The organism is Streptomyces pactum, from assembly GCF_002005225.1.
GTDB classification, from domain to species: domain Bacteria; phylum Actinomycetota; class Actinomycetes; order Streptomycetales; family Streptomycetaceae; genus Streptomyces; species Streptomyces pactum_A.
Genome location: NZ_CP019724.1, coordinates 7,881,293 through 7,907,179 on the forward strand (window position 1 = coordinate 7,881,293; position 25,887 = coordinate 7,907,179).

Consider the following 25,887-nt stretch of genomic DNA (forward strand, 5'->3'; position numbering starts at 1 on the left):
GTGGGGGTGCACTCGGACCGGTTCGCCTCGCGTCCCGTTTTCCCGCGCCGTCAGGTGGGCAGTCCCCCGGCGGGGGAGCCGAGGGGCGGTCCCGGACGTTCCGTACGCCGATACGTCCGGGGCCGCCCTCCCGCCGTCCGCTCCGCCGTGCGGGCAGGGGCTTACGCGCCCGTCTCTCCCTTGTCCCGGGCGGCGAGTTCGCGCAGGCGGGCGAGTTCGGCGGCGTGCTCGCTCACCCGCGCACCGAGGAGCCCGGTGGTGAGGAGCACCCCGCCCGCGACGGACACCGGGACGGAGAGGCCGAGCAGGGCCAGTGCCTCGGGCCAGTCCCGTTCGTCACCGCACGGGTCCTGGGACGCCCCCTCGTTCGCGGTCCCGTCGTCGGTGAAGAGGCGGGCCTCGCACTCCACCGGGTCGGTCGAGTAGGCGCGGTCGATCTCGTAAGGGGTGGTGAGCAGTACGCCGCACCACACCCACAGCAGGGTCGCGACGGCGAGCAGGCCGAAGCCGAGGCCCGTCGTCCGGCGGCTGCGTTCACGGAACCGCATGTCGAAGACTTGTGGATGCACGGGGGTCGAACCTAGCAGCCGCGAGACGGCGCGCCGATCCCGCCGGCCGGCCGGGGCGGCGTGCCGGGGCCGGTACGGAGACAGTCACCTCGAGCGGGTTCGCCTCCCGCATGCGGTCGGTCTTCCGGTGTGACTGTCCCTAACCCCGGGTGCTCCTGCCGGAGTAGGCGGACCAGCGGCCGTCGCGCCTGGCCACCGTGATGTCACGGCCGAAGCAGGCGGTCAGGAGGGAGTCGGTCAGGACCTCGTCCACCGGCCCCCGGGACAGGGTCCGGCCCTCACGCAGCAGCAGGGCGTGGCTGACGGCCGGGAACAACTCCTCCAGGTGGTGGGTGACCGTCACCGTCGCCAGTCGCGGGCGCCCCTCGGCCAGTTGGTGCATGGCCTCGACGAGGTCCTCGCGGGACGGCAGGTCCAGGGCGTTGAACGGCTCGTCCAGGAGCAGCAGCGCGGGGTCGGGCATCAGCGCCCGGGCGATGAGGACGCGCGCCCGCTGCCCACCCGAGCAGACCCCGTACGGCCGGTCCGCCAGCTCCTTGACGCCGAGTTCGGTCAGGAGCTCGTGGGCGCGGAGCCGGACCTCGTCGCCGTACGTTCGCCACAGGGGCTGCACGGTGCCGCTGTGGCCGGTGAGCACGACCGCGTGGGCGGTCAGGCCCTGTGGCACCCGCTGGGCGGAGGTGACGTGGCCGATGCGCGCCCGGAGTTCGCGCACGTCCACCCGGCCGAGCCGGCTGCCGAGGACGTCGACGGTGCCGGCCGTGGGGTGCATGAGCGCGCCGAGCAGCCGCAGAAGGGTGGTCTTCCCGGCGCCGTTGGCCCCCAGCAGGGCCCAGTGCTCTCCCGGCCGGACCGTCCAGTCGATCCCGTCGAGGATGAGCTGGTCCGTCGTGTAGCGGCGGACGCCCACGTCCAGGAGCCGGAGTACGGCCGTCTCATACTCGTTCACCAGGGACCTGTCCGTCTGTCCGGCCATACCGGAGCTCCTTCGCGCGGGGACGCCGACCGTTCACGGCGCACGATAGGTGCACTCACCACGCGCTTGCCGGGCCGTCCGGTTCCTGGACGGCGGGCACCGGCACTCCGGGGTTGCGCAGGCCGTACCGCTGGTGCCGGGAGCCGGGGTGCTCCGAACGGGCGCGGGTCCCGCGCCTGCCTTCGCCGTGACGCCGTGACGGAGGCAGGCCGGGTCCGGGGCCGGGTTCCCCCCGAGGGGCGACGGTCAGACGCCCGCCACGGACTGGATCCACGAGCGGTAGGCGGTCAGGTTCGTGTACGCCGTAGTGGTCTGCCGGTCGCTGGTGGAGGCGACGCCCACCTGGACGCCGCCGGCCGTCATCGGGCCGCCGGAGTCGCCGCCCGCGGTGATGCCGTCACCGGCGCGGGCGCAGATCGCCTGACCGTAGTAGGCGTCGTAACACCCGCGGGTGACGGTCAGGTTGGCGACCTTCAGGTACCGGGACTGGCAGTTGATCTCCGAGCCGCACCGGGAGGTGGCGCCCCAGCCGTAGACCTGCACGCTCTGGCCGACCCGCACCGTGCCCGGCTGCCCGAGCTGTGCGTAGGAGGCGGAGACGGAGCGGTCGAGCCGGACCAGCGCGAGGTCCGACGAGGAGTGGGTGACGGTCTGGACGCCGTTGGCCACGGTGCCGCCGGAGCTCTGGTCGAGGCTGCCGATGCGGAAGGAGAGGTTTCCGCCGCTCACGCAGTGCTTGGCGGTGAGGATCCAGGTGGGGGAGATGATGGTCGAGGAGCAGGTCTGGGTTCCGTTGGAGAACAGCCGGGCCGCCCAGGGGGCGTTCTGCGCGTAGCCGCCGCCGATGATCGGCTGGGGGCCGCCGTCACCGGGCCCGGGCTCCGCGGCGGCGGCGCTCGGCACGAGCGCGAGGGACAGCAGCGCTGCCGTGACAGCGGCCGTCAAGGTGGGGACGAGTCGGGTTATTCGCAAGGCTCCTCGATTCCGACGACACGCGTGGGGGCGCGTGTTGATGTGTGGGGGCGCCGCTCAGCATGTCCGGCGCGGACCCGGGGCCACCAATCCCGACTTCTCATAACGCGCCGTTATGGCGGGGGCCGGGACCGGCGGAGCCTGTCAGCGGAGCAGGAGCTGTACGAGGGCGACGGTGCCCACCGTCACGACCAGGATCCGCAGGACGAGCGGGCTGAAGCGGCGGCCCACCTTGGCGCCGAGGTAACCGCCGAGGGCCGAGCCGACCGCGATGAGCGCGACCGCCGTCCAGTCGAAGTCCGCGGCGAAGAGGAAGAAGAGCGCGGCGACGGTGTTGACGACGGCGGACAGGACGTTCTTGACGGCGTTGAGGCGTTGCAGGGACTCGTCGAGGAGCATGCCCATCAGGGACAGGTAGATGATCCCCTGCGCGGCCGCGAAGTAGCCGCCGTAGACGCTGGCGAGCGTCAGGCCGGCGAACAGCAGCGGACCGCCGTCACGGCGGGGGGAGGCGCCGGTGCGTTCGCGGCGGCGCTGCACCGTTCGGCCGAGCCGGGGCTGGAGCGCCACCAGCACCAGGGCCAGACCCACCAGGGCCGGCACGATCGTCTCGAACGCGTCGGCCGGCAGGGACAGCAGCAGCGTGGCGCCCGTGAGGCCGCCGATCAGCGCCCCGACGCCCAGCTTGAGGATGCGGCGACGCTGGCCGCTCAGCTCCTTGCGGTAGCCGATGGCGCCGCTGACGGATCCGGGGATGAGGCCGAGCGCGTTGGAGACCGTGGCGGTGACGGGGGACAGTCCCGTGGCCAGCAGTACGGGAAAGGTGATGAGGGTCCCGGAGCCGACGACGCTGTTGATCGCCCCGGCCCCGACGCCCGCCGCGAACACCGCGGCCATGGCCTCCGGCGTCACGCCGTGCCGTCCCGCGCCGCCCCCGCCCCCGGGCCCGGCCGGAAGGTGTCTTGTGCATCTTTCACGGGGCCGACTGTACCCACCGCCGGAGTCGAGGCAGGTGCCGGTCCCAACCGGTCCTGTCTGGACGCTTCTTGACGTAAATTCACCTGATCACGCGGTGATACGATCACCGCGTTTGCGGAGCGGGCGGGTGGGTGAAAGACGGCATACCCGGCTTCAGGGACAGCCCGTACGGCAACCTCGGTGCGGGCAGTCCACCGGGCCGCCCGCCTGGACGGGAATCCAGCAAGCCGGCCTTCAGTCGCCTGAAGAGAGTCTTATGACGGAATACATGGGGAACCCATTGCTCTGGGTCCTTCTCGTCGCCCTCGTAGCCGCCGCCGCGCTCATCGGCCGCCAGCGCAGGGCGGCGCGAAGTCTGCGGCAGCAGGTCCAGGGTCTCAGGGATCACTACACAGAGCTGGAGAACAATTACGGCAAGTCCGTGCAGGCGGCCCAGGAGCGGGCCGAGGACGAGACGAAGACCGTCCTGAAATCGGCCATGCGGACCCTGCAGGGCCTCGCCGCCGAGCAGCAACTGGTGCTCTCCCGGCTGCAGACCAAGTACGGTGACTCGGCGCTCCTGCAGGACCTGCTGGAGATCGACCACACCAACTCGCAGTTCGGCCGGCGCGCCCAGTCCATCGCGGTCCTGTGCGACGGCTGGCTGGGCGGCCGGCGCGACACCGCCTCGGTGTACGACGTGGTGCGCAGCGCCCAGGGCCGGATCCGGCACTTCCGCCGGGTGGAGATCCTCTCCCAGGTCGACTTCGGCATCACCAGCCGGGCCGTCGAACCCGTCGCCCTGGCCCTCGCGGAGCTGCTCGACAACGCGACCAGCTACTCCAGCCCGGACACCGTCGTCGAGATCAACATCCGGACGGTGCCCAAGGGTATCTGCGTCGTCGTCGACGACGCCGGTGTCGGCATGAGCGACGAGGAACGCGCCCGCGCCGACAAGCTGCTCGCCACCGAGCGGGCCTCGGGCGTGGCGGGTCTCGGCAACCCACCGCAGTTTGGCTTCGCGGTCATCGGTCTGCTGTGCGAGCGTTTCGGCTTCGAGGCGTCGGTGGACTCCTCCTCCCCCTACGGAGGTGTACGCGCGGTGGTCCTGTTGCCGCATGAACTGCTCACCGCCATGCCGGAGAGGAAGGCTCCCGCCCCCGCCGCCCGCGGCACGGCCCGGCCGGGCCCGGACGGCGGACCGGAGGCCTCGCTCACCTCCGCCGAGACCGGTGACGGTCTGCCCCGGCGGCGTCGCAAGCGCCCGATGGCCATCGTGCCCGGCAGTTCCTCCGCCCCGCGCCAAGCGGGCCGCTCCGACTCCGAGCAGGCACAGGTCATGGGTGCCTTCCAACGGGGCACGCAGACCGGCCGCGTCACCCGGCCCGAGGAAACGGACCGGACGAGCAGAACACCTGGTGCAAGCAGAGAAGGACATGAGGACTCGTGAACGACGATCTGTCATGGATGCTCGACAGCGCCCTGGAGATTCCCGGGGCCCTGCACGCGGTCCTGATATCCGCCGACGGCCTGCTGATGGCCCGGACGCAGGACTTCGACAAGGACGACGCGGACCGGGTCGCCGCCGCGATGAGCGGTGTGCAGTCGCTCAGCCGGACCCTCGCCTTCTTCTGTGAGGACCCGCACCAGGCGTGGCGGCAGACGCTGGTCGAGTTCGACGGGGGCTGGGTGTTCCTGATCTCCGCCGGTGAGGGCGCCTACCTCGGCGTCTCCGCCTCCCCGGAGGTCGACATGGCGGACATCACCTTCCGGATGCAGCAACTCGTCGCCCAGCTCGGCAAGCGGCTGACGACACCGCCGCGCGAGAACCTCGGCACCCGCTCATGACCGGCCACGACAACTGGGAGCCCGAGGCGGCCGAATTAGTACGGCCGTACGTCATCACCAAGGGGCGCGGCCTGCCCGACGAGGACGACCTCTCCCTCATCACCCTGGTCACCGCCTCCGCCGACGACGCGCGGCGGCCGACCCGGCTGTCCCCCGAGGAGCAGAGCCTGCTGGACCTCTGCTCCGCCGGCTACCTCTCGGTCGCCGAGATCGCCGGACACACGCATTTCCCGCTGGGCGTGGTGCGGATCCTGCTGGCATCCCTCATGGAAGGCGGCTACGTCACGACCCGCCCGCCGGTGGCCCGCGCGCGCCTGGCCGACAAGGAGATCCTGGAGGAGGTGCTCAATGGCCTCCGCGCCAAGTTTGGGTGAGCAGGACTACGTACGCGGCGGAGCGACCCAGACCGCGGTGAAGATCCTCGTCGTCGGGCACTTCGCGGTGGGCAAGACCACTCTCATCGGGTCCATCTCCGAGATCGAGCCGCTCTCCACCGAGGAGACGATGACGCAGGCCGCCGAGTCGGTCGACGACCTCAAGGGGGTCCAGGGCAAGACCACCACCACGGTCGCCATGGACTTCGGCCGCCTCACCATCAGCGACCGCGTCGTGCTCTACCTGTTCGGCACGCCCGGTCAGCAGCGCTTCGTGCAGATGTGGGAGGACATGGCCCGCGGCGCGCTCGGCGCCCTGGTGCTGGTCGACCCCGAGCGGCTGGCCGACTCCTTCCCCGTGATCGACCTCATCGAGCACTACGGGCTCGACTACGCCATCGCCGTCAACCACTTCGACGGGGCACCGCTGCGCGACGAGCGGGCGCTGCGCGAGGCGCTCGACCTGCTCGACGACACCCCCGTCGTCACCTGCGACGCCCGCGACGAGAAGTCCTCGGCCGCCGCACTGACCACTCTCGTCCGCTACTTGCTGGACCGCACCCGCTAGGAGCTGGGAGCAGACATGAACGCCCACGACACCGCCCCGGTGCCGCCGCCGGGGTGCCCGGCCCACGGCTCCGGGGCCCGCGTGCCGCTGCACGGGCCGGAGTTCGCCGCCGACCCGCAGGCGTACTACGAGTACCTGCGGCACTACGGGGCCGCCGCGCCCGTCGAACTGTCCCCCGGGGTCGAGGCGACGCTGGTCACGGACTACACGGCGGCGCTCCAACTGCTGCAGGACTCCGGTTCCTTCCGCAAGGACGCGCGTCGCTGGCGGGCCTTCAACGAGGGCAAGGTGGGTCCGGACAGCCCGGTCGCGCCGCTGCTCGCCTACCGGCCCAACTGCATGTTCGCCGACGGCGCCGACCACCTGCGCCTGCGCCAGGCGGTCACCGACAGCATGGCGCGGGTCGACACCCGCCGGCTGAGCCGGAGCACCGAGCAGATCTCCGGCTACCTCATCTCCCAGTTCGGCGGCCGCGGCTCGGCCGACCTGCTCGGCGACTACGCCCGGCAGTTGCCGCTGTTCGTGTTCAACGAACTCTTCGGCTGTCCCGCCGACATCGGCGACCGGGTGCTGTTCGGCATCTCCGGCATGTTCGACGGCGTCAACGCCGACAAGGCCACCGCGGTGCTGTTCCAGGCGGTGGAGGAGCTGGTCGCGCTCAAGCGGAGCAAGCCCGGTGAGGACGTCACCTCCTGGCTGATGCGGCACGAGGCCCGGCTGACCGACGAGGAGATGGTCCACCAGCTCGCCCTGCTGCTCGGGGCGGGCGCCGAGCCGCTGCGCAACCTCATCGGCAACACCCTGCACCGGCTCCTCACCCACGAGCGGTACGCCCGCGAGGGCGGCCTGATCGACGAGGCCCTCGACGACACGCTGTGGGAGAACCCTCCCATGGCGAACTACGCGCCGCACTACCCGGCCGCGGACACGGAACTCGCCGGACAGCGACTGCACGCGGGCGACCTGGTCCTGGTCAGCTTCGCCGCGGCCAACACCGGCCCGGCCCTGAAGGCCTCGCGCCAGGCCGGCAGCAACCGCGCGCACCTGGCCTGGAGCGCGGGACCGCACGCCTGCCCGTCCAAGGAACCGGCCCGGCACATCACGGTCACCGCCATCGAGCACCTCTTCAACGAACTGCCCGACGTCGAACTCGCCGTACCCGAGGACAGCCTGACGTGGCGTCCGGGTCCCTTCAACCGGGCCCTGGCCACGCTCCCGGCCCGCTTCACCCCGGTGCGGTCCGGGCGCCGTGGTGACCCGCAGCCGGGTACCGGGACGGCCGAGCGGGAGCAGCCGGCGGGTCCGGCCCGGCCGGGCGAACGCAGCGGCATGTGGAGCCAGTTCCTCAACTGGCTCACACGGTGACATGCGCAACATACGCCCGGACTGCCCCTTCCGCATGAAGGTGTAACGGCACGGGTAGTGAGCAACGCGGCATTCAAGTTGCTTACGAGTAAAAGGAGGTTTCGTGGACCACATATCCACGAACGCCGCTTACCCGCCGCCGATCCCCCCGATACCCGCCTCCCCAGGCGGGTATCTCGCTGTGCGGCCCCGGCCGGGGACGGGCCGGTGACCGCCGCACCGATGGACGCGGGCCCGCGGGGCACAGCGACGCTCGGTGCCTTCACGAGCGGCCAGTTGCGAAGACTCGGCGCGGTCGCCGGCCTGTGTGCGGCCGACGCCGAGACCTACGCCCACGTCCTGGCCGACGCGCTGGGACCGGTGGCCGGGCGGCCGCTGAACCAGCCGCCGCCCAGCCGCACGTTCCTGTCCGACGACCACACCCCCGTGGAGTTCTCGCTCTCCTTCCAGATGGACGAGGCTCCCGTCCTGCGGGTGCTCCTGGAACCAGGCTGCGGCGCAGACAGCCTGGCCCAGGGCGGCCGCGTCGGACTCGAGGTGATCCGGGCGATGGCCCGGCGCTGGAACTTCACCACCGGCCCGCTCGACGAACTCCGGGACCTGTTCCTGCCGCCCGATCCGCAAGGCCCCCTGGCCCTGTGGTGCGCCCTGGAGCTGAGACCCGGCGGTGTGCCCAAGGTCAAGGTCTATCTGAACCCGGCCGCGAACGGGGCGGAACGTTCCGCCGGGACGGTGCGCGAGGCTCTGCACCGGCTGGGCCACCGGCACGCCTTCGACGGCCTGCCCCAGGGGAGCGGCTATCCCTTCCTCGCTCTGGACCTGGGGGACTGGGAGGAGCCCCGGGCGAAGGTCTACGTGCGCCACGACGGCCTCACGGCCGGCCAGGCCGGGCGGCTGTGCCGCATGACCCCGGGTCCCGGTCCGGCGGCGATCGAGGGATTCCACCGATCGGCCGCGGGCCTCGGCCCCGGCCTGACCCGGCTCAGCGGACGGCCCGGCCTGTCCTGCCACTCCTTCACCGACACCACCACCGCCCGGCCGAGCGGCTTCACCCTGCACATCCCGGTCAGGGACTACGCACGGCACGACGGGGAGGCCCTGACCCGGGCGGCGGGCGTGCTGCGCCACCACGGCATGGACGCCTCGGTGCTGGTCCGGGCTCTCGCCGCCGTCACCGACCGACGGCCCGAGGACGGCGTGGGGCTGATCGCCTACCTGGCGCTGGCCCACCAGCAGGACCGCCCGCCCCGGGTGACGGCCTACCTCTCCTCGGAGGCGTACGCGGTCAGGCCGCCGGCCGTGGCGGATGACCGCCGGCCGGTGGCGGTGCGCTGAGCGGACCGTCCGGACACCACAGGGCTCCCGGTGGAACGCACCGGGAGCCTGGTCACGGAGGTGGTGGCCCGGCGCCGGCGACGGCGCCCGGCGGGACGGCTACACGGGCAGCGACTCGCGGAACTCCGCCAGGTACGGGCCCACGTCCACCTGGATCGAGGCGCCCTGCGCCCGGCCGTACCGCTGCACGATGCCGGCGAGGTACGTGCCGATCTCCTCGCGCATCCCGTCCGCCGAGGGCAGGTCCGTCTCGCCGCCGACGATCCGCGCCACCCACTGGGCCTGGGCCTCCACCAAGCGGGTGATCGCGCCCACCGGACGGACGAGCCCGACGAAGTACAGTCCCGGCCGGCCGGGCGCGACCACCCGTCTGTACAGCTCGACCGAGCCGTCCGCCGCCACCGGGCAACCGGCGGGCAGGAACGGGAAGGTCAGGTGGAAGCCGGTGCAGTACACGACCGCGTCCGCCGGCACGGAGGTGCCGTCGGTGAAGACGACCCGGCCGCCGTCGAAGGAGGCGATCGCGGGCTTCGGGGTGATGGCACCGTGCCGGATCCGGCTGAGGATCTCGTCCGAGAGGGTCACGGCCGAGGAGAAGAGCGGGTGGTCGGGCTCGGGCAGTCCGTAGTCGGCCAGCCTGCCGCGCGCGACGAGCAGGGCCTGCTCGGCCCACCGGCGTCGCTCGGCGAAGGACATCTCGTTCCACCACGGCGCCTCGGCGATCTCGTCGAGCGACAACCCGAAGAGCTGCTTGGGCACGATGTGCAGTCCCCGGCGCACCGAGAGCACGGTCTGTGCCGCATGCCGGGAGAGGTCCGCCGCGATGTCCACCGCCGACGCCCCTAGGCCCACCACGACGACGCGCCGGCCGGTGAAGTCGCCGCCGTCGCGGTAGTCGAGAGAGTGGAGAATCGTTCCGGCGAAGGATTCGGAACCCGCCGGGAGGGGGTCCGGCAGCGCGGGGTCGGTGTGGTGCCCCGAGGCGACGATCACCTGCTCGAACCGCCGCGACGCCACCGCGCCGTCCGCGTCCCGGCTGACGACCGTCCACATCCCGTCCGCGCCCTGGTCGACGGACACCACCTCGGTCCGCAGTTCGACGTGGTCGCGCAGGCCGGCCCACTCGGCGAAGGTGCGCAGATAGGCGGCGACCTGGCTGTGCCGGGGGTAGAGCGGATACGAGTCCGGCATCGGGAAGCCGGCGTAACCGGTCAGTTGCTTGGCGGTGTTGAGGTGCAGCGACAGGTACCCGGGGCCCCGCTCGCCGGCCTCCGGCTGACGCCAGATCCCGCCGACGTCGGGCGCCTTCTCCAGACAGACGAACCCGATGCCACGCTCCTTGAGGGCGTGGGCCACCGCCAGTCCCGACAGACCTGCACCGATCACACACACGCGCACGGCATTTACCCCCAGGACGTACTCAATCTCCCCCGATCACGCATTCACTGCCCATCCGCACCCCTGCGCACACCGGCACGAGGAGCGAACAGACGTGTCGGTGCTCACGTTTCGCCCCTCTGTCTGCCGACGGTCATGCCCGGCGGAGATCCCGGACCCGGCGGAGCTTGCCCAGTGAGCGCTCCAGGGTCTCGGGGTCGACGACCTCCACCTCGACGGTGACGCCCACGCCGTCCTTGACACCCTGGCCGATCGCCCGGGCGGCCGCCGCGCGCTGGTCGGGGCCGGCGTCGGGCCGCGCCTCGACACGTACGAGCATGTGGTCCATGCGGCCGCGCTCGGTGAGCTGGATCTGGAAGTGCGGGGCGACGCCGGGCGTGCGCAGCACGATCTCCTCGATCTGGGTGGGGAAGACGTTCACCCCGCGCAGGATGATCATGTCGTCGCAGCGGCCGGTGACCTTCTGCATGCGGCGGAAGGCGGGCCGGGCGGTGCCCGGCAGCAACCGGGACAGGTCGCGCGTGCGGTAGCGGATCACCGGGAGCGCCTCCTTGGTGAGGGAGGTGAAGACGACCTCACCCTCCTCGCCCTCGGCGAGCACGGCGTCCGTGAGCGGGTCGACCACCTCCGGGTAGAAGTGGTCCTCCCACACGTGCAGACCGTCCTTGGTCTCCACGCACTCCTGCGCCACACCGGGGCCGATCACCTCGGACAGCCCGTATATGTCCACGGCGTGGATGTCCATGCGCTCCTCGATCTCACGGCGCATCTCCTCGGTCCACGGCTCGGCGCCGAAGATGCCGACCTTGAGGGAGCTGGTGCGCGGATCGACGCCCTGCCGTTCGAACTCGTCGAGCAGGGTGAGCATGTAGGACGGGGTGACCATGATGATCTCGGGCCGGAAGTCCTGGATGATCTGTACCTGCCGGGCCGTCATGCCGCCGGAGGCCGGGATCACCGTGCACCCGGCGCGTTCGGCGCCGTAGTGCGCGCCCAGGCCGCCGGTGAACAGCCCGTAGCCGTAGGAGATGTGCACCTTGTGGCCGGGGCGGCCGCCCGCGGCCCGGATCGAGCGGGCGATGACGTCCGCCCACATCGACAGGTCGCGCTCCGTGTAACCGACGACGGTGGCACGGCCGGTGGTGCCGCTGGAGGCGTGCACGCGCCGCACGTCGGCCATCGGGACGGCGAACATGCCGAAGGGGTAGGTGTCCCGCAGGTCGGCCTTGGTGGTGAAGGGGAACCGGGACAGGTCCGCCAGACTGCGGCAGTCGTCGGGCGTCACCCCGGCGGCGTCGAACTTCTTCCGGTACGGCTCCACGTTCTCGTAGGCGTGCCGCAGAGTGTCGCGCAGACGACCGAGCTGGAGCTCCTCGAGCTGCTCCCGGGAGAGCCGCTCGGCGTCGTCCAGCAGGTCGTGGGGGAGGGGCTCTCCCCGGCGGGGCGCGGGGGCCGTCCCGGTCGTCGGCTCGCTGCTCATCGCGACTCCTTCGTCGTCGTGCCCGGTGTCTCGCGCGCCGTGGTGTCCCGCACGCTGCGGCTGCGTCCGCGGAACTCCGCGATCACTTCCGCGCCGCGCCGCACGGTCACGTCGTAGACGCCGCTGCGGCCGAACCGGGCCCGCTCCTCGGCACGCGCCACGAGCGTGTCGCCCTCGCGGGCCGGCGCGACGAACACGATGTCGGCACCCGCCGCCACGGTCACCGGACCGTGGCTGTTGCAGGCGCAGGCGAAGGCCGTGTCGGCGAGCAGGAACAGGTAGCCGCCGTGGGCGATCCCGTGTCCGTTCACCATCGTCGGGGTCACGGTCATACGGAGCACGGCGGTTCCCTCGTCGTGCTCGACCAGCTCGATGCCCAGCCGCCGCGACGCCTCGTCCGCGCGGAACATCACCTCCGTGGGCGTCGGCTCAATGGCCTGCGACAGCTTTCCCGCCACGTGGTCCCACCACCTTGTCTCCCGACCGACCATTCGGTTAGTGCACGGCAGGGCCCAGTAATCCAGGAGCGTGGTGGCCCTGTCAAGAGTGTGCCGGTGGGGTCCCCCCGGGTCTTGCCCGGCACCAAGAAACGCGTCACACTGATACCGAACGAATGGTCGGTTGGGAAGCTGGTGACGATGACCACGACACACGCCGCCGAGGCGCCGCCCCCGGACGGACTGCAGGAGCACTTCGACGCGACGATCGCGCACGACCAGCGCATCGAACCGCGCGACTGGATGCCGGAGGGATACCGCAAGACGCTGATCCGGCAGATCGCCCAGCACGCCCACTCGGAGATCATCGGCATGCAGCCGGAGGGCGAGTGGATCACCCGGGCGCCGTCGCTGCGCCGCAAGGCGATCCTGTTCGCCAAGGTCCAGGACGAGGCCGGCCACGGGCTGTACCTGTACTCGGCGGCAGAGACGCTCGGCGCGGACCGCGACGACCTCAACCAGCGGCTGATCGAGGGGCGCCAGAAGTACTCGTCGATCTTCAACTACCCGACCCTGAGTTTCGCCGACGTAGGTGTGATCGGCTGGTTCGTGGACGGCGCGGCGATCTGCAACCAGGTCCCGCTGTGCCGCAGCTCCTACGGCCCGTACGCACGCGCGATGGTGCGCATCTGCAAGGAGGAGTCCTTCCACCAGCGGCAGGGCTACGAACTGCTGATGACGATGATGCGCGGCACCGGCGCCCAGCGGGAGATGGTCCAGGACGCGGTGAACCGCTGGTGGTGGCCGTCCCTGATGATGTTCGGCCCGCCCGACGACGCCTCGCCCAACTCCGCGCAGTCCATGGCCTGGAAGATCAAGCGGCACAGCAACGACGAACTGCGCCGGCGCTTCGTGGACATGACCGTCCCGCAGGCCGAGAAGCTCGGCGTCACCCTGCCCGACCCGGAGCTGCGCTGGAACGAGGAGACCGGGCACCACGACTTCGGCACCCCCGACTGGGACGAGCTGATGCGCGTCATCAAGGGCGACGGACCGTGCAACGAGCAGCGGATCCAGCGGCGGCGGAGCGCACACGAGGAGGGCGCCTGGGTGCGCGAGGCGGCCACCGCCCACGCGGCCAAGCGGGCGGCCCGTACGGAGAAGGGAGCGGCGGCATGACCTCCGACAAGCAGGGCTGGCCGCTGTACGAGGTGTTCGTGCGCGGCAAGCGCGGCCTCAACCACGTCCACGTCGGTTCGCTGCACGCCGCCGACGACCGCATGGCCCTCACCCACGCCCGGGACCTCTACACCCGGCGCAACGAAGGCGTGAGCATCTGGGTCGTGCGCTCCGAGCACATCACCGCGTCCACCCGCGACGAGAAGGACCCCTTCTTCGCCCCCAGCGCCGACAAGGTCTACCGCCACCCGACCTTCTACGACATCCCCGACGACGTCCCCCACATCTAGGAGCAGGGCATGAGTGACGACCACGTCTACCTGACCCTGGCCGAGGGACACGAGGACGACACCCGCTGGGCCTACGGCACCGGCTTCGAGGACCCGCTGCACGGCGTCGACACCACCGTGCCCGAGGGCGTCGACGCCGGTGAACTGGCCGCGGACTGCGTGGCGCTCGCCGACGACGCCCTGGTCAGCGCCCAGCGGCTCGCCGAATGGGTCACCCGCGCGCCCGAACTCGAGGAGGAGGTGGCGCTGGCCAACATCGGCCTCGACCTCCTCGGCCAGGCCCGCCTGCTCTACTCGCGCGCCGGCCAGGTCGACGGCACCGGCCGCGACGAGGACGCCTACGCCTACTTCCGGGACGCCGGCGACTTCCGCAACGTGACCCTGGCCGAACTGCCCGGCGGCGACTTCGCGTTCGCCGTCGTGCGGCTGCTGGTGCTCTCCAGTTGGCGCCTGGCCCACTTCCGGCGGCTGGTGTCCCACCCCGACCCGGTCCTCGCGGCGGTCGCGGCGAAGGGCGCCAAGGAGCTGGCCTACCACCGGCAGTACGCCGCCGAGTGGGCCGTGCGCCTGGGCGACGGCACGGACGAGTCGCACCGCCGGATGCGGGCGGCGCTGGAGCAGATCGCCCCGTACCTCGGTGAACTGCACAGCGCTTACGACGTACGGGACGAGGTCGCCGACGACCTGCGCCAGGTCACCGAGGCGGCCGGACTGCCCCTGCCGGTGTACCGCCCGCTGCCCGGCTCCGGCCGCGCCGGCGAGCACACCGAACATCTGGCGCCGCTCCTCGCGGAGTTGCAGGGCGTCGCCCGCGCCCACCCGGAGGCGACATGGTGACCGCACTCCTGGACGCCCGCCGCGCGCGGCGCGTCGCCGAGCAGGTGCCCGACCCCGAGCTGCCCATGCTGACCCTCGCCGACCTCGGCGTGCTGCGCGGCGTCGAGGTGACCGGGGAGGGCACCGTGGTCGCGAGTCTGACCCCCACCTACTCGGGATGCCCGGCGATGGCCGAGATGCGGGCGGACGTCGCCGCCCGGCTGCGGGACGCGGGTTACGCGCGCGTGGAGATCCGCACGGTCCTCGACCCGCCCTGGACCAGCGACTGGATCACCGAGGCCGGCCGCCGCAAGCTCGCCGAGCACGGCATCGCCCCGCCCGGCGCCGCACCCCGCGGCCCGGTCTCCCTCGTCCTGTCGCCGACCCGGCCGGCGGTGCCCTGCCCCCGGTGCGGCTCGGCGGACACCGAGGAGACCTCCCGTTTCGCCGCCACGTCCTGCAAGGCGCTGTGGCGCTGCGGGGCCTGCCGTGAGCCGTTCGAGTACGTCAAGGAGATCTGATGGCCCCGACCGCCCCCGCCTCGGCGACCGCGTCCGCCTCGGCACCACCGGCACGCACCCGCCGCCGTCCCGCCTTCCACCGCCTGCGTGTCGCCGCCGTCGAGCGGCTGTGCGCGGACGCGGCGGCCGTGAGCTTCGAGGTCCCCGGCGAGCTGGCCGAGGAGTTCGCCTTCGCGCCGGGGCAGTCGCTCACCCTGCGGCGCGAGATCGACGGCCGGGACGAGCGCCGCTCGTACTCGATCTGCGCACCGGCCGGTTCGGTGCCGCGCATCGGGGTGCGGGTGGTGCCGGGCGGACTGTTCTCCTCGTGGCTGGTGAACGAGGTGCGTGCGGGCGACACGGTCGAGGTGATGGCCCCCACCGGCTTCTTCACACCCGACCTGACCACCCCGGGCCACCACGTACTGATCGCGGCCGGCTCGGGCATCACGCCCATGGTGTCCATCGCCGAGTCGGTGCTGGCCGCCGACGACCGCTCGGCCGTCACCCTCCTCTACGGCAACCGCCGCACCGACACGGTGATGTTCGCCGACGAACTGGCCGACCTGAAGGACCTCCACCCGGCCCGCTTCCACCTGGCCCACGTGCTCTCCCGCGAACCCCGCGAGGCCGAGGTGCTCTCCGGCCGCCTGGACGCCGAGCGGCTCTCGGCGCTCGTCGACTCCCTGGTGGACGTGGAGAGCGCCGACCACTGGTGGCTGTGCGGACCGCAGGGCCTGGTCGCCGACGCCCAGCAGGTCCTGACCGGCCTCGGCGTCCCGGCGGACCGCGTCCACCGGGAGCTGTTCTACGCCGACGACGAGCCCGTGCGGGAGGTCCGCCACGAGGAGGCCGGCCCGCAGGGACCCGTCAGCGAGGTCACCATCACCCTGGACGGCCGCTCCACGACGTCCGCCCTCTCCCGCGAGCGCACCGTCCTCGACGGCGCCCAGCAGACCCGCCCCGACCTGCCCTTCGCCTGCAAGGGCGGCGTCTGCGGCACTTGCCGCGCCCTGGTCACGGACGGCAGCGTCGACATGCGCCGCAACTACGCGCTCGAGGCGGCCGAGGTCGACGCCGGCTACGTCCTGACCTGCCAGTCGTACCCGGTCTCCGAGAAGCTGACCGTGGACTACGACGGCTGAGCAGACGTCACCCGGGCCGGACGGGCCGGACGAACACTATGAACGCAACGATCAAAGGGGTGGCCCCGGCCCCGGCGGGTTCCTAACATCCCGGCTCGCAGCGCAACTTCGCGCAGAGCACGTACAGGAGCCGCTTCGTGACCCCACCCGCCGCGTCCACCCGTATCCCCTGGGCCTCCCACCGCCGGCGACGTCCGGCGGTGGTGGCCGCCGTCCTCGCCGCCGTCTTCCTCGGCACGCTCGGCAACGTGCCGGCCGCCCACGCGCGGCCCGCCCGGCCCGCGCCCGCCACCTGCCCGCCCGGCCTGGCCGGCGAGGCGCGGTGCTACACCGGCCAGGACGCCAACGGTGCCCACTACGCGATGGCCGTGCCGGCCGACTGGAACGGGTCCCTCGTGGTGCACGCCCACGGCGGCCCCGGCCTCGGCGACTCCTCCGATCCGTCCCGTAGCACCGACGACCTGGAGCGCTGGGCGGTGATGGTCGACCAGGGCTACGCGTGGGCCGGCTCCGCCTACCGTCGCGGCGGCTACGGGGCCAGGATGGCGGCCGCCGACACCGAGAGCGTACGGCGCCTGTTCACCGAGTGGTTCGGCCGGCCGGAGCGCACCTATCTGCACGGCCAGTCCTGGGGCGGCAACGTCGCCGCCAAGGCCGCGGAGATTTACGGCGGGCGACCCGGCACCTACGACGGAGTGCTGCTGACCAACGGCGTCCTCGGCGGCGGCTCGCGCGGCTACGACTACCGGGTGGACCTGCGGGTGGTCTACCAGTACTACTGCCACAACCACCCCCGCCCGACCGAGCCCCAGTACCCGCTGTGGCAGGGGCTGCGCCCGGGCTCCACCATGACGACGGCCGGGCTCCGCGCCCGTCTGCAGGAGTGCACCGGGTACGCCTCGGCGCCCGCGGACCGGACCGCGCTGCAGCAGCGCAACCTCGACGACATCCTCGCGGTCACCCGCGTCCCCGAGCGCACGCTGGAGTCGCACCTGAGGTTCGCGACCTTCACGTTCCGGGACATCGTGACGAACCGGCTCGGCGGCCGGAACCCGTGGAGCAACAGGGGTGTGCGGTACTCGGGTTCACACGACGACGCGGCGCTCAACGCGGGCGTCGAGCGCTTCTCGGCCGACCCCACCGCACGCCGTGACCTCTCCTACGACAGCGACCTCACCGGCAAGGTGTCCCTCCCGGTCCTCACCCTGCACGCGATCGACGACCCGACGGCCTTCGTGGAGCACGAGGCGGCCTACCGCGCCACCGTCCAGGGGGCGGGCCGGGGCGGCAACCTCGTCCAGACGTTCACGAAGGAGACCGAGCACAGCGCGCTGAGCGACTCCGAGTACGCCAACTCCATCGTCGCGCTGGACACCTGGGCGCGCTCCGGACACAGGCCGACCCCGCGTTCGATCGCGGCCTCCTGCGGCACCTTCGACGCCACGTACGGCAGCGGTTGCTTCTACGACCCCGGATTCCGTCCGGCGTCGTACGCCTCGAAGGTGCGGCCCCGGCCGGGCGGACTCGGCTGGCCCGCGATGACCGCCGCGCAGGAGCGGGCGTGGAGCCGGATCGACGGTGTGGGCATCGCGCCCTAGAGGCGGGACGGGCGCCCGTTCAGCAGCGTTCGGCCAGTACCGCCTGGATGACGTGGCGGGCGTTGCCCGCCATCGCCGCGTTGGTCTCGCGGTAGTACGGCAGCGCGATCAACGCCTGGGACAGCGTCCGTCCCCGGCCGCGCCTCCAGGCCGCGTCGTCCACGCCGAGCGCCTCGCGGAAGACCTCCCTGGCGCCGGCCGGCAGCAGATTCCACGCCGGGAAGAGGTCGCAGGCCGGGTCGCCCACTCCCATGCAGCCGAAGTCGATCACCGAGGACAGCCTGCCGCCGTCCACCAGCAGGTTGCCGGGCATCAGGTCGGCGTGCAGCCAGACCGGCGGTCCCTCCCAGGCCGGGGCACGCAGCGCGTCCTCCCACACGGCGGTCAGGGCGTCGCAGTCGAAACCTTCCCCGGGCAGGCCGCGCAGTTCCTCGATCGCGGACCGGGTCGGCTCGTCGAGCGTGGCGAGCGGGCCGCCGCGATGGGCCGGCGGCGCGTCCGGCAGGGTGACGCTCCGCATCGCCGCCACGAACCCGGCCAGGTCCCCGGCCAGCAGCGCGGGCTCGCGCAGCGCTCCGGCCTCGGGGATCTCCCCGGGCAGCCACCGGTACACCGACCAGGGCCACGGATAGCCTTCGTCCGGCTCACCGGCCCCGAGTACTTCGGGGACGGCGGCGGGCAGCAGGGGCGAGAGGCGGGGCAACCACTCCCGCTCCGCCAGCACGTCACCGGCACCGCCCTCGATCAGCGGCAGCCGTACGACCAGGCCGTCGCCGAGCCGGTACATCGCGTTGACCGTCCCACCGGACGGGAAGCGCTCGACCGGCAGTCCCGCCCACTGCGGGAACTGCCCGGCGACCAGGCGCCGTACGAGACGGTCGTCGAGCGGCTGAAGGAGACCCTGCCGAAGCTGCCCTGAACTCATGGGCCTCATCCGACCCCCCGACGCCGAGGGCCGTCAAACGCTTTCCCGTCCGCCGGACGGCGACGTGCTCGGCGCCGGCCGTCCGGGCCCGGTCCGGGACCGCCAACGCCGACCCGGCGGGATCCGCCGCCGAGGCTCGGGGGTTCGCCCGGTCAGACGCCGAACTCCGAGGGCGACACCCCGAGGGCGGTGCAGGCCTCGCGGATCGCGTACTGCTCGGACGGCTCGAAGACCCCGTCGGCGCCGGCGATGACCATACCGGTCTGGATGACCGCCCGGGCCTCCGCGGGCTTCTTGGCGGCCTTGGCGATCACCTGCAGGGCCTCGCTCTTGCCCAGCTCGAAGTTGGCGACGAGCCGGTCCACGTGCTGGTTGAACCGCTGGCGGAGCTGGTCCGCCGGGAAGTTCTGCAAGACCTCGTTGGAGACGATCAGCTCCTCCACGCGCTGCCGCTCGGCCGGCTCCACCTGCCCGTCGGCCGCGGCGACCAGCGCGCACATGGCCATGCTGGCGTCGCGGTAGGCGCCGCTCTTGAGTTCGGTCTTGACCGATGCGAGCTGGGTCTTGAACATGCCGATCAACTGGGCCTTGGAGCCGCCGGAGGACGAGCCCGGCCGGCCGGTTCCCTGGTGCCCCTGGGGGCCCTGCCCGGGGCCGCTCGCTCCCCGGGCGCCCTGGGACTGCTGGAAGGTCTTGGCCTGGTCCTTGATCTTGTCCCACATCGCCACTCGTGCCACCTCGGCTTCTGTTGCTGCTGCGTGTCCGTCTTGGTCCTCGGTCGCGATTCCTCGCGGCCATCAGGATGAACGAGGCCGGGGGCCGCGGGGTTCCCGAAAGGCAAAGACCGGGCAAAGTGTCTCATGGTCCCGTAGTAGGCTGCACGACCAGGAGTTGACGGTCGGTCGGCAGGGTTGGGGTGCGTGACGGGTGGCTCGGCTGAAGGCGTCACCGGCCGCTGCCGGGACCCGCGAGCCGCTCCGTGCCTCCTTCATCCGGCGCACGGTGCGGTCGCGGGAGGTCGGCTGGTTCGTCGCGATCGGCATCGTGTCGACCGTCGGCCAGGCACTGCTGTACTGGGTGCTGCGCCTGTGGTGGCCCCCGGCCGCGGCCAACCTGGTCTCCCTGCTGGTGCTGACCGTGCTGAACACCGAGGCGAACCGGCGGCTGACGTTCCGGCACACCGCCGCGGGGGCGGTCCGTGCCCACCTGGGAGCCGGTGGCCTCTTCCTGCTCGGCTACCTGGTCACGTCCGGCGCCGTGCTGTGGTTCAGGCACGCGGAGCCCGGCGCCTCGCCCGCCGCCGAGACCGGAGTGCTCGCCGCCGCGTCGGTCGCCGTCACCGTGGTGCGCTTCGTGGTTCTGCGGCTGGCCGTCTTCCGCGGCCCCGCCGGCCGGCGACGCTGAACCGCGCGCCGCCCGTCAGGAGCCGAAGCGGCGACGGGAGGCCTCGATGTGGCCCAGGTACTCGTGGGTCCAGTCGCACATGTGGTGGGTCGTCTTCAGCAGTCCCCGTCCCGGCTCCGTGAGGGTGTACTCGACCCGCGGCGGCACGGTGGGGTGCACGCGGCGCTCCACCAGCCCGTTGCGTTCCAGCATGCGTAGGTTCTGCGTGAGCATCTTGTGGCTGATGCCCTCGATCTCGTCGCGCAGCTCGCCGAAGCGCAGGGTGCGGTCGCCCAGCGCCTCGATGAGCAGCAGCGCCCACTTGTTGGCGATGTCCGAGAAGATCTCCCGCGCCAGGGAGTCCGCGCGCGTCAGGTCCGCGTCGTCGGGCGAGCCCGTGAACTGCTTGGTCACCATTCGGTTCCCCAGTCACTGAAAAGTGCGTTCTTCCATGTCAGCGGTCACTCTCCTACGGTTCCCGAGTAACCGCAAGAAACCGTAGGGCAAGGAGAGACACGTCATGGCCATCACCCTGGTGAACCCCGCCGGACTGCCGGAGATCGACGTCTACCGGCAGGTTTCGATCGCGTCCGGTTCGAAGCTGGTCTTCGTCGCCGGGCAGGTCGCGTGGGACGCCGACGGCGTCACGGTCGGCGCGGACGACCTCGCCGCGCAGGCCGAGCAGTGCTACCTCAACGTCGCCACCGCCCTGGCCGCGGCCGGCGCCTCCTTCGACGACGTGGCGAAACTGAACGTGCATGTCGTCGACTGGACCCCCGACAAGATGCCCCTGCTGCTGGAGGGCATCGACCGGGCGGCCGCGAAGCTGGGGTTCACCGCGGGACCGCCGGCCACGCTGCTGGGCGTCGCGGCGCTGGACGTGCCCGAGCACCTGATCGAGGTCGAGGCCACCGCGGTCGTCGACTGAACGGCCCTGCCGCGGACGGCCCGGCGGCCGGTGCACGGGGGACGAGCGCGGCGGGCGAGCGCGACTGGCGGTCGAGCCGGTCGAGTTGGCGATGCCGCGAGTGGTCCGAGACCACCGCGCCGATCGGACTCAGCCCCGTCGGCAGCAGCCAGGCGGTGGGCGCCAGAGCACCGTCCAGCGGCGTGCCACGCCCCGTGGCACCTCACTCACCGGACCGTCCAGCGGAGGTCTGACCTCGCGGGCACCGGTGTGGGAAGCACTGATGAGCCGTTTGAGCGCCTGAGCTCGGGACACGCGAGTGCTGTGCGCCGCCGGCCGGCGGCGCGGACCCGCCTACGTGATCGTGTGGAGGCCAGTAATGGTGGAGAGGAACGGAACGGGCGGCGGACCGCTCGACCGTCCGGCGATGCCCCAGGAGGAGGCGGAGCTTTCTCCGCCGTACCGATTCCGGCGTCAGCAGCGCCCCGGTTTGGAAGAGCGGATGGACCCGCGCCCGCGCTACCTCGCTCCCCATTACCGGGGATCCGGAAAACTCGCCGGGAAGGTCGCGCTGATCACCGGCGGCGACTCCGGAATCGGCCGTTCGGTGGCCGTCCTCTACGCGCGTGAGGGGGCCGACGTCGCCATCGTCCACCTGCCCGAGGAGCAGAGCGACGCCGACGAGACCCGCGAGGCGGTCGAGAAGGAGGGCCGTACCTGCCTGCTGCTGCCGGGAGACCTGTGCGACCCGGCCTTCTGCGCGGACGTCGTCGAACGCACCGTCGCCGAACTGGGCGGCCTGAACGTCCTGGTCAGCAACGCCGCCTACCTCAACAGCCAGAACAGCCTGTCCGACCTGTCCGCCGAGGACTTCGACCGTGTCTTCAAGACGAACGTCTACGCCTATTTCCATCTGGTGATGGCGGCGCTGCCGCACCTCTCCCACGGTGACGCGGTCATCGCCACCGCGTCCGAGGAGGCCCTCAAGGGCAGCGAGATCATGATGGACTACGCCGCCTCCAAGGCCGCCCTGGTCGTCTTCACCAAGTCCATCGCCTCCCACCTGGCCGAGCGCGGCGTCCGGGCGAACGTCGTCTCCCCGGGGCCCACCTGGACGGTGCTCAACCTGGCGGGGCAGCGGTTTCCCGACGAGTATCTGACCAACCTCGGCGGTTCGTCCCCCATGGGGCGGGTCGCCCAGCCGGAGGAGGTCGCTCCCGCGTACGTGTACCTGGCCTCCGACGCGGACTCCAGCTTCACCGTCGGCGAGGTCATCGCCGTCACGGGCGGCCTCACGGACACCCGCTGAACGCGCGGTCGTCGCGCCCGTCGGGCCGGCCGGGCAGGAGCCCGCGACGCCCGGCCGACGGACGGGTGCCCGTACCTACCGCGGACTCGTGCGGGTCCGGGCCTGCCCCGAAGTACCGGCGTGGTGCGGGCAGTCCGCGTCGTGCCGTGCGCCCAGAGAGGTCCACCACCGCTCGCAGCAGCCGTCGCGGAGAGGGCCGCGCGCGGCGGCGGGGCGGGTGCACTCCGGCCCGTGCGGGGCGCCGTCGGAGAGCCGCCAGAACGCGCAGCACGGTGGGAGCGCGGTGCTGAGCGGCTGCTGCCGGCGGGGGCGTGCCAGCCGCTCGGCGCGCTGGGCCCGCGCCAGCCGCAGCCGGTGCTCCGTCCGGGCGCGGGCGGCACACCAGGCGAACACGGCGGCGCCGTACAGGCCCGGCAGGGCCAGCCAGGGATGGTGGGAGGCCGCGTAACCGGCGGCGGCGAGAAGGAGCGCGGCGGCGGCACGGCACGCGCGGGCGGTGCGCAGGCTCGGTGTCACAGGGAACCCCCGTGGGTCGGCGGCGGAGAGGGCCTCGGGACCTCCGTATGCCCGCTGTCCGCCGCCCTACGTGTCCCGATCGCCGCCGGCGGCCCGGAGGCAGTGGCCCGAGGGGACGGCGGCGGGCCGGAATTGCGTTGCGGTCACCCACCGGTGCCCGTGAACCTTCACTCATGTCCTCTGCTGTTTTGCGGCCGGCCGTGCTCGCCGACGCCCCCGTCATCACCGAACTCCTCAACGAGATCGACCGGATCGAGATCGGCCGGCCCGAGACCGACCAGCACACCGTCGAGGCCGACCTGAAGCGTCCGCGGACGGAGGTCGCGCACGACTCGTGGCTGGCCTTCGACGACGGCCGGCTGGTGGCGTACGGGTTGCTGTGGGACGAGTCCGGCGGGGAGCGCGTCGACATCGACCACTACGTGCTGCCCGACCACCAGGAGACCGGACTGCACCTGCTGGCGGCCATGGAGGCCCGTGCCCTGGCCAAGGCCCGGGCCAACCAAGCCGCGCGCGCCGTCGTCCACCTGCACCTCCACTCCCGGCCCACGACCGACACCGCCCTCCTCGTGGCGCGGGGCTGGAGCGTCGTGCGGCGCCACCACGTGCTGCGCCGTGCCGTGGACCCGGCGAGCGACCTGCCGCCCGAGGCCCCGGCGGGCGTGCGGCTGCGGGCCTGTGCCACGGAGGCGGACCGGGTCCGCGTGTACGAGCTGTACCAGCGGGCGTTCGCGGACCACTTCGACTTCCAGCCGCGCGACTACCGGCTCTGGCTGAGTGACATCCAGGGCGAGCGGCTGGACTGGTCACTGGTGTCGATCGCAGCCACCGACGAACTGGGAGACGCCGGGTTCCTGCTGGCGCGGGACGACCGGGAGGCCATGGGCTGGATCCGCGGCCTCGGCGTGCTGCGCGAGGCCCGCGGCCGCGGCCTGGGCGCGTTCCTGCTCCGCGACGCCTTCGCCCGGTTCGCCGCGCGGGGCCGGGACACCGTGGGTCTCGGTGTCGACACCGAGAACGCGACGGGCGCCCCGCGGCTGTACGAGCGCAACGGGATGACGGTCCATTACGCCGTCGACACCTGGGAGGCCGTGCTCGGCTGACGCGGCCCAGGCTGCCTGCCCGGGCCCGCCCAGGCTGCCGGCCCGGGGTGATGCCCCGTCGTCGTCGCCCGGGGTCAGACCGGCGGCCGGGTCGTCGCGTCCAGCATGCGCCGCAGGTGGGCCCGCTCCGGTTCGCTGCCCGCCAGATCGAGTGCCCGGCGGTAGGCGGCAGCGGCCTCGGAGTGCCGCCCGAGCCGGCGCAGCAGATCGCCCCGAGCCGCGTGATAGGGGTGGTGGCCGCGCAGCCGCTCCTCGCCGGAGAGTTGGTCCAGCAGGGCGAGACCCGCCTCGTCCCCGTCGCGCATGGCGACGGCCACGGCCCGGTTCAGCGCGACGACGGGGGAGGGGGTGAGGACGAGCAGCACGTCGTAGAGCGCCGCGATCTGCGGCCAGTCGGTGGCCGCCAGGTCCGGCGCCTCGTCGTGCAGGGCGGCGATCGCGGCCTGCACCCCGTACGGCCCGGGCGGGCCGCCGGTCAGCGCGATGGTCACCAGGGTGGCGCCCTCCTCGATCATCGCGCGGTCCCAGCGGTCACGGTCCTGGTCCCCGAGCAGCACCAGCGCGCCGTCGGCGTCGGTGCGGGCCTCGTGCCGTGCGTGGACCAGCAGTATCAGGGCCAGCAGCCCGGCCACCTCACGCTCGGCGGGCAGCAGCCGGTACAGGATCCGCACCAGCCGTACGGCCTCCCCGGTGAGGTCGGGACGTTGCAGGTCGGGGCCGGAGCTGGCCGCGTACCCCTCGGTGAACATCGAGTACAGCACCTGGAGTACGCCCGGCAGCCGCTCGGGCAGCTCGTCCGCACCGGGGACGCGGAACGGGATCCGCGCCTCACGGATCTTCTTCTTGGCCCGCACGATCCGCTGGGCCATCGTCGTCGGCGGCACGAGATGGGCCCGTGCCACCTCGGGTGTCGACAGCCCGGCGAGGCAGCGCAGCATCAGCGCACCGCGTGCCTCGGCCGGGAGGGCGGGATGGGCGCAGGTGAAGAACAACTGGAGCCGCTCGTCGGGCAGGTCGGCGGCGGTGTCCGCGGGAGGCACCGGTCCGGTCCGGTCCATCTCCACCTGCAGGGCGGCGAGCCGGGCCGCGTAGGCCCGGTCCCGGCGCAGCCGGTCGACGGCCCGGCGCCGGGCCGTCGTCAGCAGCCAGGCGCCGGGCCTGGCCGGCACCCCCTGAACCGGCCAGTGCACCAGAGCCGCCTCGATCGCCTCCGAGGCGACCTCCTCGGCGAGGTCGAGGTCACCGAAACGCCGTACGAGGGACGCCAGCAGCAGCCCGTGCTCCTCGCGGAAGACCGCCTCGACCGCCCGGCCGGCCCCGCTCGCCCGCTCCCGCATCGCCGTCAGGCCCCGAAGTCGGCCACCGGCCGCACGACGACCGAGCCGCTGCCGCGCGCTCCGGGGCAGCGCGCCGCCCACTCCAGCGCCGCGTCCAGGTCCGGGACGTCGATGACGTAGAAGCCGCCGAGAACCTCCCGGCTCTCCGCGAACGGACCGTCGACCACGGTCCGCGCACCGTCCGCGCCGACCTTGACGACGGTCGCCGTGACCAGGTCCGCCAGCGACTCGCCACTGACGAGGATGCCGGCCTCCCGCACGGCCTTGTCGTAGGCCGCCCAGTCCTGCTCGTCGCACTCGGCGGCGCCGCCCTCGGCGTCGATCGCTCCGGCGTTGATCAGCAACATGTACTTCATGGTGGTACTCCCGTCAGGTCCTGTCCCGTCGTGCGGCGGGTGCCGCACACCATGACGACGAACGGGGGGCCGCCGGATCGACACGCGCCCCGAGTTGTTCTCCGCGCGTTTCTTCGCACCGGCCGTCCGGCCGGCGGGCCAGGCCGAGCTCGCCTGCCGGCGGCCGTCCCACTGTCGCGCACCGTGTCGCCCGGGGAGGTCTCCGGCCGCCTCGGCTACCCGTCTCCCGCCGCGTTCACCGCGG

Annotated in this window: 29 protein-coding genes; 16 read left to right on the forward strand and 13 right to left on the reverse strand. The window is 72.5% G+C overall.

Going from position 1 to position 25,887, the window contains the following annotated elements:
* Positions 1–161: 161 nt before the first annotated feature.
* From B1H29_RS34555 to B1H29_RS34570, 4 genes are all read right to left on the reverse strand, one after another.
* Complete coding sequence (locus B1H29_RS34555; protein WP_234393121.1) at positions 162–569, reverse strand: hypothetical protein; 408 nt, start codon at positions 567–569, stop codon at positions 162–164.
* A gap of 139 nt (positions 570–708) precedes the next feature.
* Positions 709–1,545: an ABC transporter ATP-binding protein gene (locus B1H29_RS34560; protein ID WP_055420203.1), complete on the reverse strand. Its 837-nt coding sequence runs from the start codon at positions 1,543–1,545 to the stop codon at positions 709–711.
* A gap of 246 nt (positions 1,546–1,791) precedes the next feature.
* On the reverse strand, positions 1,792–2,517 hold the full coding sequence (locus B1H29_RS34565) for a S1 family peptidase (protein WP_055420202.1): 726 nt from the start codon (positions 2,515–2,517) through the stop codon (positions 1,792–1,794).
* 144 nt (positions 2,518–2,661) lie between these two features.
* Positions 2,662–3,414 carry a sulfite exporter TauE/SafE family protein gene (locus B1H29_RS34570; protein ID WP_199832424.1) on the reverse strand — a complete coding sequence of 251 codons (753 nt, stop codon included), beginning with the start codon at positions 3,412–3,414 and terminating at the stop codon, positions 2,662–2,664.
* A gap of 337 nt (positions 3,415–3,751) precedes the next feature.
* Here B1H29_RS34570 and B1H29_RS34575 point away from each other — a divergent pair, with 337 nt between their 5' ends.
* The 6 genes from B1H29_RS34575 (at position 3,752) to B1H29_RS34600 (ending at position 8,964) form a co-directional block, all read left to right on the forward strand.
* Positions 3,752–4,924: an ATP-binding protein gene (locus tag B1H29_RS34575; protein ID WP_055420200.1), complete on the forward strand. Its 1,173-nt coding sequence runs from the start codon at positions 3,752–3,754 to the stop codon at positions 4,922–4,924.
* Positions 4,921–5,322, forward strand: coding sequence for a roadblock/LC7 domain-containing protein (locus tag B1H29_RS34580; protein WP_053126708.1), 402 nt, complete (start codon positions 4,921–4,923; stop codon positions 5,320–5,322). The genes B1H29_RS34575 and B1H29_RS34580 overlap by 4 nt, the downstream gene beginning before the upstream one ends.
* On the forward strand, positions 5,319–5,696 hold the full coding sequence (locus B1H29_RS34585; protein ID WP_055420199.1) for a DUF742 domain-containing protein: 378 nt from the start codon (positions 5,319–5,321) through the stop codon (positions 5,694–5,696). The genes B1H29_RS34580 and B1H29_RS34585 overlap by 4 nt, the downstream gene beginning before the upstream one ends.
* Positions 5,671–6,264, forward strand: a complete 594-nt coding sequence (locus B1H29_RS34590; RefSeq protein ID WP_055420198.1) for a GTP-binding protein — start codon at positions 5,671–5,673, stop codon at positions 6,262–6,264. Before B1H29_RS34585 ends, B1H29_RS34590 begins: the two co-directional genes overlap by 26 nt.
* A gap of 15 nt (positions 6,265–6,279) precedes the next feature.
* Entirely contained in the window at positions 6,280–7,629 is a 1,350-nt protein-coding gene (locus B1H29_RS34595; RefSeq protein ID WP_055420197.1) for a cytochrome P450, read from the forward strand.
* 222 nt (positions 7,630–7,851) lie between these two features.
* Positions 7,852–8,964: a tryptophan dimethylallyltransferase family protein gene (locus B1H29_RS34600; protein WP_055420876.1), complete on the forward strand. Its 1,113-nt coding sequence runs from the start codon at positions 7,852–7,854 to the stop codon at positions 8,962–8,964.
* A 99-nt stretch (positions 8,965–9,063) separates the two neighbouring features.
* Here the strand turns inward: B1H29_RS34600 and B1H29_RS34605 are convergent, their stop codons facing one another.
* The 3 genes from B1H29_RS34605 to paaI form a co-directional block, all read right to left on the reverse strand.
* Positions 9,064–10,362, reverse strand: coding sequence for a flavin-containing monooxygenase (locus B1H29_RS34605; protein WP_055420196.1), 1,299 nt, complete (start codon positions 10,360–10,362; stop codon positions 9,064–9,066).
* Positions 10,363–10,495: 133 nt separating this feature from the next.
* The gene (gene paaK / locus B1H29_RS34610) at positions 10,496–11,842 is read right to left on the reverse strand and encodes a phenylacetate--CoA ligase PaaK (RefSeq protein ID WP_055420195.1); all 1,347 of its coding nucleotides are present in this window, start codon (positions 11,840–11,842) and stop codon (positions 10,496–10,498) included.
* Positions 11,839–12,252 (reverse strand): hydroxyphenylacetyl-CoA thioesterase PaaI, encoded by a 414-nt coding sequence (gene paaI, locus B1H29_RS34615; RefSeq protein ID WP_199832423.1) that lies wholly within the window; start codon positions 12,250–12,252, stop codon positions 11,839–11,841. Before paaI ends, paaK begins: the two co-directional genes overlap by 4 nt.
* Positions 12,253–12,480: 228 nt before the next feature.
* On the opposite strand from paaI, the gene paaA reads away from it, so the two are divergent.
* The 6 genes from paaA (at position 12,481) to B1H29_RS34650 (ending at position 17,807) form a co-directional block, all read left to right on the forward strand.
* Entirely contained in the window at positions 12,481–13,458 is a 978-nt protein-coding gene (paaA, locus tag B1H29_RS34620) for a 1,2-phenylacetyl-CoA epoxidase subunit PaaA (protein ID WP_055420194.1), read from the forward strand.
* Complete coding sequence (paaB, locus tag B1H29_RS34625; RefSeq protein WP_055420193.1) at positions 13,455–13,748, forward strand: 1,2-phenylacetyl-CoA epoxidase subunit PaaB; 294 nt, start codon at positions 13,455–13,457, stop codon at positions 13,746–13,748. The genes paaA and paaB overlap by 4 nt, the downstream gene beginning before the upstream one ends.
* A gap of 9 nt (positions 13,749–13,757) precedes the next feature.
* Positions 13,758–14,585 carry a 1,2-phenylacetyl-CoA epoxidase subunit PaaC gene (gene paaC / locus B1H29_RS34630; protein WP_055420192.1) on the forward strand — a complete coding sequence of 276 codons (828 nt, stop codon included), beginning with the start codon at positions 13,758–13,760 and terminating at the stop codon, positions 14,583–14,585.
* Positions 14,579–15,085, forward strand: coding sequence for a 1,2-phenylacetyl-CoA epoxidase subunit PaaD (gene paaD / locus B1H29_RS34635; protein ID WP_055420191.1), 507 nt, complete (start codon positions 14,579–14,581; stop codon positions 15,083–15,085). The genes paaC and paaD overlap by 7 nt, the downstream gene beginning before the upstream one ends.
* The gene (gene paaE / locus B1H29_RS34640; protein ID WP_055420190.1) at positions 15,085–16,209 is read left to right on the forward strand and encodes a 1,2-phenylacetyl-CoA epoxidase subunit PaaE; all 1,125 of its coding nucleotides are present in this window, start codon (positions 15,085–15,087) and stop codon (positions 16,207–16,209) included. Before paaD ends, paaE begins: the two co-directional genes overlap by 1 nt.
* A 137-nt stretch (positions 16,210–16,346) precedes the next feature.
* Positions 16,347–17,807, forward strand: coding sequence for an alpha/beta hydrolase family protein (locus B1H29_RS34650; RefSeq protein ID WP_055420189.1), 1,461 nt, complete (start codon positions 16,347–16,349; stop codon positions 17,805–17,807).
* Between the two features lie 19 nt (positions 17,808–17,826).
* Here the strand turns inward: B1H29_RS34650 and B1H29_RS34655 are convergent, their stop codons facing one another.
* Positions 17,827–18,732 (reverse strand): aminoglycoside phosphotransferase family protein, encoded by a 906-nt coding sequence (locus tag B1H29_RS34655; RefSeq protein WP_055420188.1) that lies wholly within the window; start codon positions 18,730–18,732, stop codon positions 17,827–17,829.
* 152 nt (positions 18,733–18,884) lie between these two features.
* Positions 18,885–19,460, reverse strand: a complete 576-nt coding sequence (locus B1H29_RS34660) for a tellurite resistance TerB family protein (RefSeq protein ID WP_055420187.1) — start codon at positions 19,458–19,460, stop codon at positions 18,885–18,887.
* A 199-nt stretch (positions 19,461–19,659) separates the two neighbouring features.
* Here B1H29_RS34660 and B1H29_RS34665 point away from each other — a divergent pair, with 199 nt between their 5' ends.
* Complete coding sequence (locus B1H29_RS34665; RefSeq protein WP_234393120.1) at positions 19,660–20,136, forward strand: GtrA family protein; 477 nt, start codon at positions 19,660–19,662, stop codon at positions 20,134–20,136.
* 15 nt (positions 20,137–20,151) lie between these two features.
* On the opposite strand, the gene B1H29_RS34670 is transcribed toward B1H29_RS34665, so the two are convergent.
* Positions 20,152–20,532: a winged helix-turn-helix transcriptional regulator gene (locus tag B1H29_RS34670; protein ID WP_055420186.1), complete on the reverse strand. Its 381-nt coding sequence runs from the start codon at positions 20,530–20,532 to the stop codon at positions 20,152–20,154.
* A 103-nt stretch (positions 20,533–20,635) separates the two neighbouring features.
* Between B1H29_RS34670 and B1H29_RS34675 the strand changes: the two genes are divergently transcribed.
* Both B1H29_RS34675 and B1H29_RS34680 read left to right on the forward strand, forming a co-directional pair.
* Positions 20,636–21,043 carry a RidA family protein gene (locus B1H29_RS34675; RefSeq protein ID WP_055420185.1) on the forward strand — a complete coding sequence of 136 codons (408 nt, stop codon included), beginning with the start codon at positions 20,636–20,638 and terminating at the stop codon, positions 21,041–21,043.
* Between the two features lie 406 nt (positions 21,044–21,449).
* On the forward strand, positions 21,450–22,331 hold the full coding sequence (locus B1H29_RS34680; RefSeq protein WP_055420873.1) for an SDR family oxidoreductase: 882 nt from the start codon (positions 21,450–21,452) through the stop codon (positions 22,329–22,331).
* 75 nt (positions 22,332–22,406) lie between these two features.
* Here the strand turns inward: B1H29_RS34680 and B1H29_RS34685 are convergent, their stop codons facing one another.
* Positions 22,407–22,847, reverse strand: a complete 441-nt coding sequence (locus B1H29_RS34685; protein WP_055420184.1) for a hypothetical protein — start codon at positions 22,845–22,847, stop codon at positions 22,407–22,409.
* A gap of 173 nt (positions 22,848–23,020) precedes the next feature.
* Here B1H29_RS34685 and B1H29_RS34690 point away from each other — a divergent pair, with 173 nt between their 5' ends.
* The gene (locus B1H29_RS34690; RefSeq protein ID WP_055420183.1) at positions 23,021–23,950 is read left to right on the forward strand and encodes a GNAT family N-acetyltransferase; all 930 of its coding nucleotides are present in this window, start codon (positions 23,021–23,023) and stop codon (positions 23,948–23,950) included.
* A gap of 74 nt (positions 23,951–24,024) precedes the next feature.
* Here the strand turns inward: B1H29_RS34690 and B1H29_RS34695 are convergent, their stop codons facing one another.
* Entirely contained in the window at positions 24,025–25,287 is a 1,263-nt protein-coding gene (locus tag B1H29_RS34695; RefSeq protein ID WP_055420182.1) for an RNA polymerase sigma factor, read from the reverse strand.
* A 5-nt stretch (positions 25,288–25,292) separates the two neighbouring features.
* Positions 25,293–25,643 carry a YciI family protein gene (locus B1H29_RS34700; protein ID WP_055420181.1) on the reverse strand — a complete coding sequence of 117 codons (351 nt, stop codon included), beginning with the start codon at positions 25,641–25,643 and terminating at the stop codon, positions 25,293–25,295.
* Positions 25,644–25,887: the final 244 nt, after the last annotated feature.

What these genes read in the sequence shown, in the direction of transcription:
- B1H29_RS34560 (WP_055420203.1), bottom strand. Translation starts at nt 1,545, where the DNA reads ATGGCCGGACAGACGGACAGGTCCCTGGTGAACGAGTATGAGACGGCC.
- B1H29_RS34570 (WP_199832424.1), bottom strand. Translation starts at nt 3,414, where the DNA reads ATGGCCGCGGTGTTCGCGGCGGGCGTCGGGGCCGGGGCGATCAACAGC.
- B1H29_RS34575 (WP_055420200.1), top strand. Translation starts at nt 3,752, where the DNA reads ATGACGGAATACATGGGGAACCCATTGCTCTGGGTCCTTCTCGTCGCC.
- B1H29_RS34585 (WP_055420199.1), top strand. Translation starts at nt 5,319, where the DNA reads ATGACCGGCCACGACAACTGGGAGCCCGAGGCGGCCGAATTAGTACGG.
- B1H29_RS34590 (WP_055420198.1), top strand. Translation starts at nt 5,671, where the DNA reads ATGGCCTCCGCGCCAAGTTTGGGTGAGCAGGACTACGTACGCGGCGGA.
- B1H29_RS34595 (WP_055420197.1), top strand. Translation starts at nt 6,280, where the DNA reads ATGAACGCCCACGACACCGCCCCGGTGCCGCCGCCGGGGTGCCCGGCC.
- B1H29_RS34600 (WP_055420876.1), top strand. Translation starts at nt 7,852, where the DNA reads ATGGACGCGGGCCCGCGGGGCACAGCGACGCTCGGTGCCTTCACGAGC.
- paaK (WP_055420195.1), bottom strand. Translation starts at nt 11,842, where the DNA reads ATGAGCAGCGAGCCGACGACCGGGACGGCCCCCGCGCCCCGCCGGGGA.
- paaI (WP_199832423.1), bottom strand. Translation starts at nt 12,252, where the DNA reads ATGTTCCGCGCGGACGAGGCGTCGCGGCGGCTGGGCATCGAGCTGGTC.
- paaA (WP_055420194.1), top strand. Translation starts at nt 12,481, where the DNA reads ATGACCACGACACACGCCGCCGAGGCGCCGCCCCCGGACGGACTGCAG.
- paaB (WP_055420193.1), top strand. Translation starts at nt 13,455, where the DNA reads ATGACCTCCGACAAGCAGGGCTGGCCGCTGTACGAGGTGTTCGTGCGC.
- paaC (WP_055420192.1), top strand. Translation starts at nt 13,758, where the DNA reads ATGAGTGACGACCACGTCTACCTGACCCTGGCCGAGGGACACGAGGAC.
- paaD (WP_055420191.1), top strand. Translation starts at nt 14,579, where the DNA reads ATGGTGACCGCACTCCTGGACGCCCGCCGCGCGCGGCGCGTCGCCGAG.
- paaE (WP_055420190.1), top strand. Translation starts at nt 15,085, where the DNA reads ATGGCCCCGACCGCCCCCGCCTCGGCGACCGCGTCCGCCTCGGCACCA.
- B1H29_RS34655 (WP_055420188.1), bottom strand. Translation starts at nt 18,732, where the DNA reads ATGAGTTCAGGGCAGCTTCGGCAGGGTCTCCTTCAGCCGCTCGACGAC.
- B1H29_RS34670 (WP_055420186.1), bottom strand. Translation starts at nt 20,532, where the DNA reads ATGGTGACCAAGCAGTTCACGGGCTCGCCCGACGACGCGGACCTGACG.
- B1H29_RS34675 (WP_055420185.1), top strand. Translation starts at nt 20,636, where the DNA reads ATGGCCATCACCCTGGTGAACCCCGCCGGACTGCCGGAGATCGACGTC.
- B1H29_RS34680 (WP_055420873.1), top strand. Translation starts at nt 21,450, where the DNA reads ATGCCCCAGGAGGAGGCGGAGCTTTCTCCGCCGTACCGATTCCGGCGT.
- B1H29_RS34690 (WP_055420183.1), top strand. Translation starts at nt 23,021, where the DNA reads ATGTCCTCTGCTGTTTTGCGGCCGGCCGTGCTCGCCGACGCCCCCGTC.
- B1H29_RS34695 (WP_055420182.1), bottom strand. Translation starts at nt 25,287, where the DNA reads ATGCGGGAGCGGGCGAGCGGGGCCGGCCGGGCGGTCGAGGCGGTCTTC.
- B1H29_RS34700 (WP_055420181.1), bottom strand. Translation starts at nt 25,643, where the DNA reads ATGAAGTACATGTTGCTGATCAACGCCGGAGCGATCGACGCCGAGGGC.